At 71.6% G+C, this 12,467-nt stretch carries 11 protein-coding genes and 1 pseudogene; 7 read left to right on the top strand and 5 right to left on the bottom strand.

Annotation, left to right across the window (positions count from 1 at the left end; translation table 11 throughout):
- Nucleotides 1-108 precede the first annotated feature (108 nt).
- A complete protein-coding gene (gene mshA / locus KBX63_RS18705; protein WP_210912514.1) occupies nt 109-1,473 on the top strand; it encodes a D-inositol-3-phosphate glycosyltransferase in 1,365 nt (454 codons plus the stop codon).
- A gap of 57 nt (nt 1,474-1,530) precedes the next feature.
- Nucleotides 1,531-2,046: a YbjN domain-containing protein gene (locus tag KBX63_RS18700; RefSeq protein ID WP_210912513.1), complete on the top strand. Its 516-nt coding sequence runs from the start codon at nt 1,531-1,533 to the stop codon at nt 2,044-2,046.
- 158 nt (nt 2,047-2,204) lie between these two features.
- Here KBX63_RS18700 and KBX63_RS36750 read toward each other — a convergent pair whose 3' ends face one another.
- On the bottom strand, nt 2,205-3,074 hold the full coding sequence (locus tag KBX63_RS36750) for a hypothetical protein (protein ID WP_247662636.1): 870 nt from the start codon (nt 3,072-3,074) through the stop codon (nt 2,205-2,207).
- On the opposite strand from KBX63_RS36750, the pseudogene KBX63_RS36745 reads away from it, so the two are divergent.
- Nucleotides 2,956-3,345, top strand: a pseudogene (locus KBX63_RS36745) (hypothetical protein); the annotation flags it as partial. The gene KBX63_RS36750 and the pseudogene KBX63_RS36745 overlap by 119 nt on opposite strands.
- Nucleotides 3,346-3,733: 388 nt before the next feature.
- Here KBX63_RS36745 and KBX63_RS18690 read toward each other — a convergent pair.
- Together KBX63_RS18690 and KBX63_RS18685 are read right to left on the bottom strand one after the other, a co-directional pair.
- On the bottom strand, nt 3,734-5,014 hold the full coding sequence (locus KBX63_RS18690) for an MFS transporter (protein WP_210912512.1): 1,281 nt from the start codon (nt 5,012-5,014) through the stop codon (nt 3,734-3,736).
- 117 nt (nt 5,015-5,131) lie between these two features.
- Nucleotides 5,132-6,409, bottom strand: a complete 1,278-nt coding sequence (locus tag KBX63_RS18685; RefSeq protein WP_210912511.1) for an MFS transporter — start codon at nt 6,407-6,409, stop codon at nt 5,132-5,134.
- 161 nt (nt 6,410-6,570) lie between these two features.
- Here KBX63_RS18685 and KBX63_RS18680 point away from each other — a divergent pair, with 161 nt between their 5' ends.
- Complete coding sequence (locus tag KBX63_RS18680) at nt 6,571-7,338, top strand: phosphoglyceromutase (RefSeq protein ID WP_210912510.1); 768 nt, start codon at nt 6,571-6,573, stop codon at nt 7,336-7,338.
- 58 nt (nt 7,339-7,396) lie between these two features.
- On the opposite strand, the gene phoU is transcribed toward KBX63_RS18680, so the two are convergent.
- A complete protein-coding gene (gene phoU, locus KBX63_RS18675; protein ID WP_210912509.1) occupies nt 7,397-8,050 on the bottom strand; it encodes a phosphate signaling complex protein PhoU in 654 nt (217 codons plus the stop codon).
- A gap of 203 nt (nt 8,051-8,253) precedes the next feature.
- Here phoU and KBX63_RS18670 point away from each other — a divergent pair, with 203 nt between their 5' ends.
- Nucleotides 8,254-9,537 (top strand): cell wall metabolism sensor histidine kinase WalK, encoded by a 1,284-nt coding sequence (locus tag KBX63_RS18670; protein ID WP_210912508.1) that lies wholly within the window; start codon nt 8,254-8,256, stop codon nt 9,535-9,537.
- A 23-nt stretch (nt 9,538-9,560) separates the two neighbouring features.
- Nucleotides 9,561-10,244 (top strand): response regulator transcription factor, encoded by a 684-nt coding sequence (locus KBX63_RS18665; protein WP_210912507.1) that lies wholly within the window; start codon nt 9,561-9,563, stop codon nt 10,242-10,244.
- Between the two features lie 345 nt (nt 10,245-10,589).
- Here the strand turns inward: KBX63_RS18665 and KBX63_RS18660 are convergent, their stop codons facing one another.
- A complete protein-coding gene (locus KBX63_RS18660) occupies nt 10,590-11,387 on the bottom strand; it encodes a hypothetical protein (protein ID WP_210912582.1) in 798 nt (265 codons plus the stop codon).
- 80 nt (nt 11,388-11,467) lie between these two features.
- On the opposite strand from KBX63_RS18660, the gene KBX63_RS18655 reads away from it, so the two are divergent.
- A complete protein-coding gene (locus tag KBX63_RS18655; RefSeq protein WP_210912506.1) occupies nt 11,468-12,412 on the top strand; it encodes a Ppx/GppA phosphatase family protein in 945 nt (314 codons plus the stop codon).
- The last annotated feature ends 55 nt before the right edge of the window (nt 12,413-12,467 follow it).

The raw sequence follows: 12,467 nt of genomic DNA, 5'->3' as shown, positions 1-12,467 counted from the left end.
GCGGCGAAGAATTTCCGTAGGCCGATGGGGAAGATGAGATCCGGCGTACGGGTTGACCGAGAAGCGCCGGTCGTGCGAGACGGCATCACCGTGACAAGAGGAGCGGACGTGGCGGAACTGCACACCGGCGTCGGTCGTCAGCGAGGTGCCCAACCGTGGCCCCGGCCCCGCCGCATCGCCACCCTGTCGGTGCACACCTCCCCGCTGCACCAGCCCGGCACGGGCGACGCGGGTGGGATGAACGTCTACATCCTGGAGGTCGCCCGGCGGCTCGCCGAGGCCAACGTCGAGGTGGAGATCTTCACCCGCGCCACCTCCGGCGACCTGCCCCCGGTGGTTGAGATGGCCCCCGGCGTGCAGGTCCGGCACATCACCTCCGGCCCGCTGGAGGGGCTGACCAAGGAGGAGCTGCCCGGTCAGCTCTGCGCCTTCACCGCCGGTGTGCTGCGCGCCGAGGCGTCCCGCCCGCCCGGGCACTACGACCTGATCCACTCCCACTACTGGCTCTCCGGACAGGTCGGCTGGCTGGCCAAGGAGCGCTGGGGGGTGCCGCTGGTGCACACCGCGCACACCCTGGCAAAGGTCAAGAACGCTCAGCTCGCGGCCGGTGACCGGCCGGAGCCCAAGGCCCGGGTGATCGGCGAGGAGCAGGTGGTCGCCGAGGCGGACCGGCTGGTCGCCAACACACGGGTGGAGGCCCGCGACCTCGTCGAGCGGTACGACGCCGACCCCAACCAGGTCGCCGTCGTGCAGCCGGGCGTCGACCTGGACCGGTTCCGGCCCGCGCCGGGCGACCGGTCCGTGGTCGCCCGGGCCACCCGCCAGCGGCTGGGGCTGCCGGTCGACGGGTACGTGGTGGCCTTCGTCGGTCGGATCCAGCCGCTCAAGGCACCCGACGTGCTGATTCGCGCGGTCGCCGCACTGCGGGAGCGCGATCCGGCGCTGGCCGACCAGGTGACCGTGGCCATCTGCGGCGGGCCCAGCGGCAGCGGGCTGGACCGGCCGACCGCGCTCATCGAGCTGGCCGCCACGCTCGGGGTAGCCGACCGGGTGCGCTTCCTGCCGCCGCTCACCGGGGACGACCTGCCGGCCCTGTACCGGGCCGCCGACCTGGTCGCGGTGCCGTCGCACAACGAGTCGTTCGGGCTGGTCGCCCTGGAGGCGCAGGCCTGCGGTACGCCGGTGCTGGCCGCCGCCGTCGGCGGGCTGGTCACCGCCGTACGGGACCAGGTGAGCGGGGTGCTGATCGACGGGCACGACCCGGCGGACTGGGCCGTCGCATTGGCCCGCCTGCTGCCCGATCAGGCCCGGCGGGCGGCGCTGGCCCGAGGCGCCGAGCAGCACGCCCGGCACTTCTCCTGGGACCGCACGGTCGCCGGCCTGCTCGCCGTCTACGGCGAGGCGACCGCTGCGCACCGCGCCCGCCTCGTCGCCGACCTCGCGGGCAACCCCGCGCTCTCCTGCTCCTGGTGATCGGAGGCGCTGGTCGCCACCCGGTGCTCCGGCCGGGCCGGTCGTAGAGTGGGTCCGGTGAGCCCAAAGAGCGATCTTGCGAGTCTGATCGAGTCCGTCTGTGCCGAGCGCGAGCTGGCCTGCGAGTCGACCGGGCCGGGCTCGTACGCGGTGACCCTGCCGGGCATCCACAAGCTCAAGACGGTCTGCAACCTGATCGTCGGCGAGCACGCGCTGCGGATCGAGGCGTTCGTGATGCGCCAGCCGGACGAGCGGCGTGAGGAGCTGTGGGCCTGGCTGTTGCAGCGCAACGCACGGATGTACGGAGTCTCCTTCTCCACGGACGCGGTCGGCGACGTGTACCTGACCGGGCGGGTCAACCCGGCCGGGGTGGACGCCGACGAGCTGGACCGCCTTCTCGGTGCGGTGCTCACGTACGCCGACGAGTCCTTCGACACCATGCTGGAGATCGGCTTCGGCAGCTCCATCCGGCGGGAGTACGAGTGGCGGGTCAAGCGCGGCGAGTCGACCGCCAACCTGGCCGCCTTCGCGCACCTCTTCGAGCCCTCCGGCTCCGGCTCCGACCCGGCCTGACCGCCCGTCGTCGTACCCCGGCCTGACCGCTGGCGCCCGAGGCGGGTTGCCGGCTGGTGGTTCGGAGCGGTCCTGACGGGTATGCCGCACCGCGCGGTGCGGCAAGGGACCCCCGCGCGCCGAGGACGGAGTGTCGAGGAGCGTGAGCGTCCCATGGCTCAGCGGAACAGCTCAGGTCGCGGCGGGACTGCGACCAGGACGAAACGACAGACCGGCAACCAGACGCCGAATACTCCGGGAATCTCCGAGTCGGAGATCTCCGGAATGCGGGTGGACGACATCCGGGGGCAACTGCGCAAACGCGGGGTCTCCGGGATCTCCGCACTGCGCAAGCCCGACCTGGTGAAACAGTTGGTGCGCTCGCTGCGCGCCGAGAGCGGTGGCGCGGGCCGACACAGCACCGGTCCGGCAGGTCGGGCCGCCGGCACCCGGGCGTCGGCGGGTCGTGCCGCCGCGACGAAGAAGTCGGCGACGCGGGCGGCGCCGAGCCGCGCGAAGGCCGCGCCGGCGAACAAGAGCGCCCCCGCGAAGCGTGCGGCGGCCAAGAAGACGACCGCCGCGAAGAGGACGACTGCGGCGGCCAAGAAGACGACCGCCGCGAAGAGAACGACTGCGGCGGCCAAGAAGACGACCGCCGCGAAGAAGACGACGGCCGCGAAGAAGACGACCGCCGCGAAGAGGACGACGGCGCCGGCGAAGAAGACGACAGCGGCGAAGTCGACGGCCGCCCGCAAGACAGCGGCGGCCCGCAAGGCGACGGCCGCGCGTAAGTCGACGACGGCGCGGAAGACGACGACGGCCCGGACCGCCCCCGCGCGGAAGGCGCCGGCCAAGAAGGCCCCGGCCCGGCCGTCGGCGGCGAAGCGGGCGGCGCCCGCCAAGCCGGCGGCGACGACCCGGCCGGCCGGCGGCGGTACGGCGGCTGGCGGGATCCGGACGGGCCGGGGTACCGGACGGTCGGTTCGCAGCTCGCAGGTGATCTCGTCGATCGCGGACCGGCCGGAGCGCCCGGGACGGAGCCTGATCACCGCGAATCACGAGGTCATCCAGCGCTGGGCACGGGAGCGCGGGGCGAAGCCGGCGACCATCACCGGCACCGAGCGGGAGGGCCGCGCGGGGGTTCTGACCTTCAACATCCCCGGTTACCGGGAGAGCAGCCGGATTCGTGAGATCACCTGGGATGAGTGGTTCCACACCTTCGACCTGCGCCGGCTGAACCTGATCTACCAGGAGCAGATGCGCGACGGCCGGCAGAGCAACTTTTTCCGGACCGAATCACCCGATCGGGAGGACGGTTGAGGTGTTTGCGGGAATGCGCGAGGGGTATGCGGCTGTTGCCACACACCGAGGCCCGAACTGCGGATACTCGCGAGTTGTGACCGGCGAGACAGCGGTCTGAGTTGAATCCAGAATCCGGGCGAACTAACTTTATTGCACCGCGCCACGCTTGGAAACGTTCGGGGGAGCGGCGGATCGAACAGATCCGCGCACCAGGCGAGGCGCGAGGGGACGGGTGGATCAACCGTTGGGGGACGGTGCCCACCTGTTTGGACCGGCGGCGCGAGCGGGCGACGCTTACGGGGGTGAGTGTTGCCCGCCGCCGCCGGCCCCGCCGGCAGGCGCCCACCACGACCATTCGGCCGTGGTGGGCGCTTTGCGTATGTCGTACCCCGTGGTGGGTTGGCGGTCAGGCGGCCGGCACGCGATCCGCGGGCGGTGTCGGCTCCCGGTCGGCGGCCCGGCGCAGCGCGGCGACGTGCCGCTCCCGGGGCGGCCCGGCCAGCAGGTGCCCGATAGCGGCCAGCAGGCCGAGCCCGCCCACGATCAGCCAGTGCCGGTCGCCGAGGTACTGGAGGCTCACCCCGCCGAGCGTGGGTGCGACGAACGCCGCGGCCGGGAACGTCAGGTAGAAGACCGACTGGTACCGCGCGCGCAGCTGCGGCGGTGCCAGGTCCGCGTTGATCTGCGCGTTGGGCGGGGCGGCGAGCATCGAGCCGGCCGTCCAGACCACTGCGGCGCCCAGGTAGACGGCCAGCTCGTCGGCGACCGCGAGCACGCCGAAGCCGACCGCGAGCAGGGCGGTGGAGGCCGCCAGCACGACGTCCTTGCGGTGCCGGTCGATCAGCCGGGGCACGAACAGTTGCCCGAGCACGATGAGCGCGCCACCGAGCGCCACGACCAGCCCGTACGCCGAGGGGCCCAGGCCGTCCGCGCGCATCGCCAGCGGCATGATCGTCTGGGTTTGCAGGGTGAGCACGGCCAGCACGAACGTGAGCCCGACGAAGACCAGGAAGGTCCGGTCGGTGAGTGCGGTGTGCAGTCCCGGTCCCCGGGTCCGGACGGGGCTCTTCGTCGGCGGCGCGGGCGGCGGCGCGCTCCGCCGCAAGGTTTCCGGCACCTTCCAGCCGATCACGGCGGCGGCGGCGAGGGTGGCGGCCGCGTCGACCAGGAACAGCGCGGTGAAGCTCGCCTCGGCCAGCACGCCGGCGAGCACCGAGGCGACCGCCATGCCCAGATTGAACGCCCAGAACTGGAGGTTGAACGCGCGTGAGCGGCGCTGCGCGGGCACCACGTCCACGATCGCCGCGACGAAGGCCGGGCTCGGCATGGAGTGCACCACGCCGACCAGCGCCGAGAGCACCGCGATCAACAGCAGGGGCTGGCTGAAGGCCAGCGCCACCATCAGGACGGCGGTGGCCAGGTGCGCGGCGAGCAGGGTGGCCCGACGGCCCCACCGGTCGGCCAGCACCCCGCCGAGCAGCACGCCGGCCGCCCCGCCGGCCCCGTACGCGCCGACCACCGTGCCGGCGAGCGCTTCGCTGGCTCCTCGCGCGTTGGTGAGGTACAGCGACAGGAAGAGCATGGCGAACGCGCCCGCTCGGTTGATGAGCAGGCCGGCCCAGAGGTACCAGAAGGTGGCGGGAAGTCCACCCGCGGTGTCGTGCCACCAGCGCCGCAGGGCGTGCACCCGACCTCCCGACACTTCGGTTTCCTAACTGTTTCCCCTGAACGGTAGGAAACCACGGCGGGTCCCGCCACTCGATTACCTGATCATGGGCCCTGCGGCGCGGCGATCAGGCCACGGTCAGGCGGACGCCGCCTCGGGCTGCGCCGCTGGCGATGGGGTGGCGCCGACCGGTGCCAGCGCCTCGCCGGTGCGGCGCAGGGCGGTGGCGCGCCGCTCCCGGGCCGGGCCGGACACCAGATGTGCGACCGCGGTGACGATGCCGATCCCGGCACAGGCGAGCCAGAGCGTGGCGTTGCCGGCGTGCTCGCGCACCAGGCCGCCGAGGATCGGCGCACAGGCGCCGGCGATCTGCCACGAGAGGGAGAACACGCCCTGGTAGCGCCCGCGCAGCTCCGCTGGGGAAAGTTCGGCGATCAGGGTGGAGTTGGACGGCGAGTTCAGCATCTCGCCGACCGTCCAGATCAACACGGTCAGCCCGTAGAGCCAGACGGTGCCGGCGAACGCGGTCAGCCCGAACCCGGCGCCCATCACCACGGCGGCCAGGGCGAGCACGTGCGAGCGGCTGCGGCCCCGGATCAGCCGGGGGACGAAGAGTTGGCCGATCACGATCAGGACGCCGTTGAGCGCGATCACCGAGCCGTAGGTGGCGGGGCTGAGGCCGTCGTCGCTCATGGCGATCGGCAGCATCGAGATGTGCTGGAGGAACACCAGGGCGGCCAACAGGTTCAGTGCCACGAAGCCGAGGTAGACCCGGTCGGTGAGGATCGTCCGCAGGGCGCCGCGCGGCGCCTTCGCCGCGGCGGCCGCACGGCCGCTCTGCCGGGTCTCCGGCACCCGGGTGAAGATGATCAGCGCGGTGATCAGCATGGTGGCCGCGTCGACCACGAACAGCAGCAGGTAGTCGGCCTGCGCGGCGAGGCCGGCGAGGATGGCGGCGCAGGCGAAGCCCAGGTTGATCGCCCAGTAGTTGAGGGAGAAGGCGCGCAGCCGGTCCTTCGCCGGCACCACGTCGATCATCATGGCCCCGAACGCGGGCCGGGCCGCCTCGGCGAACATGCCGAGCAGGAGAGCACCCAACGCCACGGCCCAGAGGTCCTTGGCGAGCCCGAGGGCGAGCATCATGGCGGCCGCGCCCACGTGTGCGGTGAGCAAGGTGGGTCGCCGCCCCCACCGGTCGGCGAGGGTGCCGCCGGCAGTGGTGCCGACCGCGCCGCCCACGCCCCACAGGCCCAGCACCAGACCGGCCTGGGAGGCGGAGAAGCCGCGCTCCTGGGTCAGGTAGATGGCGAGGAAGACGAGGACGAACGAGCCGAGCCGATTGATCAGCGTGCCGGTCCACAGGTACCAGAAAGTGGTTGGCAGGCCGCCGGTGGTGTCCCGGAACCAGCTCCGCATCGTCCGCACGTGACGCCCCCGCTTGCAAGTAATGACCGATGTGACTTCAGCGCCTTACAAACTAGTCGGGCGCGGAGTCGCTGGTCACCAGCTTTTTCACGTGGTGGTCGTCACGACGGGTGCCTGCGTGTCCCGGCGGCGGTTGAGGCAGGATGATCCGCATGACTGCGAGCGAGGGGCCCACCGTCGGGACGCTGGTCCTGCTGCGGCACGGCGAGAGCGACTGGAACGCCAAGAACCTCTTCACCGGTTGGGTGGACGTCGACCTGACCGAGAAGGGCGAGGGTGAGGCGCGGCGCGGCGGCGAGCTGATGCGCGAGCACAGCCTGCTGCCGGACGTCGTGCACACCAGCGTGATGCGCCGGGCGATCCGCACCGCCGAGCTGGCGCTGAACGCCGCCGATCGGCACTGGATCGCGGTGCGCCGGTCGTGGCGGCTCAACGAGCGGCACTACGGCGCCCTGCAGGGCAAGGACAAGAAGCAGACCCTGGACGAGTACGGCGAGGAGCAGTTCATGCTCTGGCGCCGGTCGTACGACACCCCGCCGCCGCCGATCGCCGACGATGACGAGTGGTCGCAGGTGGGCGATCCGCGGTACGCGCTGCTGCCGACCGAGCTGATGCCGCGTACCGAGTGCCTCAAGGACGTCGTCGAGCGGATGCTGCCCTACTGGTACGACTCGATCGTGCCGGACGTCCTGGCTGGCCGGACGGTGCTGGTGGCCGCGCACGGCAACTCGCTGCGGGCCCTGGTCAAGCACCTCGACCAGATCTCCGACGAGGCGATCGCCAAGCTGAACATCCCGACCGGCATCCCGCTGCGCTACGACCTCGACCCGCAGCTGCGCCCGCTCACCCTGGGCGGCACCTACCTCGACCCGACCGCCGCCAAGGCGGCCGCCGCCGCGGTGGCCAACCAGGGCCGCTAGACGTTAGGAAGGGCCCCTTGTTATCGCTGTGCGATAACAAGGGGCCCTTCCTTGCAGGTCAGCTGCTGGTGGGGGAGGTCTCCCCGGTGATCAGGTAGACCACGTGCTCACCAGCGTTGACCGCGTGGTCGGCGAAGCGCTCGTAGAAGCGGCCCAGCAGGGTGGCGTCGATAGCGGTCTCCACCCCGTACGGCCAGTCGTCGCCGAGCAGCACCGCGAACAGGTTCTTGTGCAGCTCGTCCATCGCGTCGTCGTCGCGGTCCAGCTCGCCCGCGAGGTCGGCGTCGGGCTTCGCCAGCACCGAGCCGATCTTCACCGCCATCCGGTCGGCGATGTCCGCCATCTCGGTGAAGATCGTCCGCAGCTCCGCCGGTACGGCCGGCGAGGGGTGCCGGCGCAGCGCGGTCTTCGCCACGTGGTCGGCGAGGTCGCCCATCCGCTCCAGGTCGGCGGCCACGTGCAGTGCGGTGATCATGGCCCTGAGGTCGGAGGCGACCGGAGCCTGCCGGGCGAGCAGGTCACAGACCCGCTCCTCAACGTGCCGGTAGAGGTCGTCGATCTCGGCGTCCCGCTCGATGACCGTCTCGGCGGCCTGCCGGTCGGCGGTGAGCAGGGCCCGGGTGGCCTGGCGCATGGCGGCGCGGACGCCCTCCGCCATGTCCACCAGCAGTTGGCTGACGATCTGGAGGTCGGCCCGGAACTCGTCGCGCATCATCACGTCCTGTGGTCGGTCGCCGCCGACGGGTGCCGGCGCAGGGGTTGAGCAGGTGCGCCGCCAACGGTAGGTGGCGCGGGCGGACCCCTGATGAACTCCGGTGAACGACGCCAGACGCAGGGGTGAACATCTGCGAAAGTGAGGGTGATTCGTCCCGGTCTGTGTGGTAGCCAGGTTAACAATGACCCTACGATCGCCGGGTGGAGTGGGCGGTGGCGGTCGTGGTAGCCGTGGCGTTGGTGGCCGGGTTGGCCGCCGGTTTCCTGCTGTCCCGGTTCCGGCCGGCGCGAGAGGGCCTCTCCACCTCGACGGGGAGCGCAGGCTCCCGCTGGAGCAGGGGGAGGCCCGCGATAGCCGACGAGCAGCAGACCGGGCTCGGCCGCCGGACGATCGACTCGCTCCGGGCCGGTGTCGTGGTGCTGGACAACGACGACGTGCCCGTGCTGATCAACCCGGCCGCCCGCGCGATGGGTCTGCTGCGTACCGGCAGCACCCCGGGCTCGATCGCCGCGCACCCGCTGATCCGTACCCTCGCCGGTCAGGTGCGGCGCACCGGGGTGCGGCGCGAGATCGAGCTGGACCTGCCCCGGGGTCGCGACAGCGCGGGGGAGAACCCGCTCGGCGTGCACCTGCGGGCGATGGGCCTCGGCAACGGCTTCATCGCCGTGGAAGCGGTCGACGTGACCGAGTCGCACCGCCTGACCCGGGTACGACGTGACTTCGTGGCCAACGTGAGCCACGAGCTCAAGACACCGATCGGGGCGCTTCAGCTGCTCGCCGAGGCGCTGCTCGACGCCACCGAGCCGGCCGAGGCCGCGGCACCTGACCTCTCCGAGGACCTGGTCGCCGCCCGCCGGTTCGCCGAACGGATCCAGCACGAGTCGACCCGACTGGGTCGGCTGGTGCAGGAGTTGCTGGAGCTGACCCGGTTGCAGGGCGCCGAGCCGCAGCCGCCCGCGGAACCGGTCGCGCTGGACTGGGTGATCGCCGAGGTGGTCGACCGGACCCGCACCACGGCCTCCGCCCGGGGCGTCGAGGTGTCGGTGGCCGGGGAGCGCGGCCTCACCACGTACGGCAGCGACACCCAACTCGCCACCGCGGTGGCGAACCTGGTGGAGAACGCCATCAACTACTCGGGTGCGGACACCACGGTCCGGGTCACCATCCACGGCGACGACGAACACATCGAGATCGCCGTCGCTGACCAGGGCATCGGCATCGCCCCGACGGACGTGGACCGGATCTTCGAGCGGTTCTACCGGGCCGACCAGGCCCGCTCGCGTGCCACCGGCGGCACCGGGCTCGGCCTGGCCATTGTCAAACACATCGCGAGCAACCATGGCGGACGGGTGGAGGTGTCGAGCACTCTTGGTGGTGGATCGACGTTCACCCTCCGGCTGCCCGCCCGTCCACCGGACGACCTGCTGGCGACACTGCCGCCGGCTGGGATCGAGGCCGGTCCGGCCGAGCTACGGCAGGTCTGACAGCAATGGAAAGGAAATCCCCGTTGAGCCGCGTTCTGGTGGTCGAGGACGAGGAGTCGTTCTCCGACGCCCTGTCGTACATGCTCCGTAAGGAGGGCTTTGAGGTCTCGGTCGCCGCGACCGGCACCGACGCCCTCACCGAGTTCGACCGAACCGGCGCTGACATCGTGCTGCTCGACCTGATGCTGCCCGAGATGTCGGGGACCGAGGTCTGCCGGCAGCTCCGGCAGCGGTCGGCCGTTCCGATCATCATGGTCACCGCCCGCGACAGCGAGATCGACAAGGTGGTCGGCCTGGAGATCGGCGCCGACGACTACGTCACCAAGCCGTACTCGCCCCGCGAGCTGGTGGCCCGGATCCGGGCGGTGCTGCGCCGGCAGAGCCCGGAGGTGACCGACTCGGGTGCGCCGACCCTGGCCGCCGGCCCGGTGCGGATGGACATCGAGCGGCACGTGGTGACCGTCGACGGTGGTGCCGTACAGCTGCCGCTCAAGGAGTTCGAGCTGTTGGAGCTGCTGCTCCGTAACGCCGGCCGGGTGCTGACCCGGGGTCAGCTGATCGACCGGGTCTGGGGCGCCGACTACGTCGGTGACACCAAGACGCTGGACGTGCACGTCAAGCGGCTGCGCTCCAAGATCGAGCCGGAGCCGTCCGCGCCGCGCTTCATCGTCACCGTCCGGGGCCTGGGCTACAAGTTCGAGCCGTGATCGGCGTACCCGAAGGGGGTCTGCGTTCGACGCAGGCCCCCTTCGGGCTGTCCGCGCCTGCTCAGCGAGCCAGTTCCGAGAGCTGACGGCGACGCTGCGCGCCGGGGCATGGGAGTCGGCTGGAGTGCCTTTGGAGCTGATGTCACAAACGAGTCATCCGCCGATGTCGTAAACGAGTCAGCTCCAAAGGCGTCCCACCCGATGCCCCCGGCTCCTGGTCCGCAGCCGTCGTGGCGTCGCTCTGTAGGCGAGTGAGCAGTGTGGCGTGGCGTCCGATGATCTCGTCCGCGAGGCCGCCGAAATCCGTGGCGTCTCGCTGTGCCGGGTCGTCGTCGGGTGGGAGCATCACAGCTGATCGGCGGGGTGCGGGGCGACCAGGCCCTGCTTGATGCGCGCCGCGCACAGCTCGGCCAGCCGCTCGTACGCCGCGGCGCCGATCAGCGCGGTCAACTCGGGCCCGTACGAGAGGTACATCGGCTCGGTGCCGACGTGCGCATCCGTCGAGGAGGTGCACCACCAGTCGAGGTCGTGCCCGCCGGCACCCCAGCCCCGCCGGTCGAACTCTGACAGGGTGGAGACCAGCACCTTGCTGTTGTCCGGACGCTTGACCCAGTCCTGGTCCCGTCGGATCGGCAGCTGCCAGCAGACGTCCGGCTTGTACTCCAGTGGGTGCACTCCGTCGCGCAGCGCCTGGGCGTGCAGCGCGCAGCCACCCCCGCCGGCGAAGTCGGCGTCGTTGAGGAAGACGCACGGCCCATCGGCACCCTGAGTGGCGGTCCGGCGGGCCGGGTTCTTGCCGTCGATGGTGTCGTTGTCGGTCCAGTTCTTGACCCCGCGCCGGAAGTGCTGCCAGGTCGACGGGGTGAGCAGTTTGACGGCGTTGCGGACCCGCTTCTCGTCGTCAGAGTCGGTGAAGAACGCTCCGTGGGAGCAGCAGCCGTCGGCGGACCGGCCGGCGATGATGCCGTGGCAGCCCCGGCCGAAGATGCAGGTCCAGCGGGAGAGCAACCAGGTCAGGTCGGCCCGGATCAGGTGGGTCTCGTCCGCGGGGTCGGCGAACTCGATCCACTCCCGGGGAAAGTCCAGCGGCACCTCGCGGCTGCGCGGGTCACCCGGATCGTCCACCAGTACGCGGAGCTCCATCGTCACCCGGCCCAGCGTACGCGCGGTCCCCTCCGCGGGCCGGCGAGCCGCGCAAACGTGTTGCACCTAGGGTCTTCATCATGCGACTGGGTGTCCTCGACGTCGGATCCAACACGGTGCACCTGCTGGTGGTCGACGCCCACCACGGCGCGCACCCGTGGCCGGCGCACTCGGAGAAGGTGGTGCTCCGGCTGGCCGAGCAGATCGGCCCCGACGGTGCGCTGACCGACGCGGGCGCGGACGGTCTGGTCAAGGCGGTCGGCATGGCGAAGGCGGCGGCGGCCGGGCTGGAGGCCGACGACCTGATCGCGTTCGCCACCTCCGCGGTACGTGACGCCACCAACGCGGCCGAGGTGCTGGCCCGTGTCCGCGACGAGACCGGCGTACGTCTGGCGGTGCTCTCCGGTGCGGACGAGGCGCGGATGACCTTCCTGGCCGTGCGGCGCTGGTTCGGCTGGTCGGCGGGGCGGCTGCTGGTGCTGGACATCGGGGGCGGCTCGCTGGAGATCGCCGCCGGGATCGACGAGGACCCGGACGCCGCGATCTCACTGCCTCTCGGCGCCGGCCGGCTGACCCGGGAGCGGCTGCGGGTCGACCCGACCAGCGCGGCGCCGCCGTCCGCGGAGGCCGTCGACAAACTGCGGGAGTACGTGGACGACCGGCTGGACAAGGTGGTCGACCAGATGACCGAGGTGGGCTGGGACCGGGCGGTGGCCACGTCGAAGACGTTCCGCACCCTGGCCCGGCTGGCCGGGGCGGCGCCGTCCGGTGCCGGGCTCTGGACGCGGCGCAGCCTGCCCCGCGCCGGGTTGCGGCAGGTCATCGGCTTCATCCGGCACATCCCGCCGGCCCAACTGATGGAGCTGGAAGGGGTCAGCGCGGGCCGCGCCCACCAGCTGCTGGCCGGCGCGGTGGTCGCCGAGGCGGTGATGCGCCGTCTGGATCTGGAGTCGCTGGACATCTGCCCCTGGGCGCTGCGGGAGGGGGTCATCCTCCGCCGGCTCGATCAACTCGAACCGATCTGACCGGGGCGGGTGGTTACGGGTGGTTTGCCGGCGCTCGTCACGATGGCGTCGGCGT

Origin of the sequence: Micromonospora sp. U21 (genome assembly GCF_018070045.1) — a bacterium.
GTDB lineage: Bacteria > Actinomycetota > Actinomycetes > Mycobacteriales > Micromonosporaceae > Micromonospora.
Note: the sequence above shows the minus strand (reverse complement) of the source record. Positions and strands in the feature narration are given on the sequence as shown.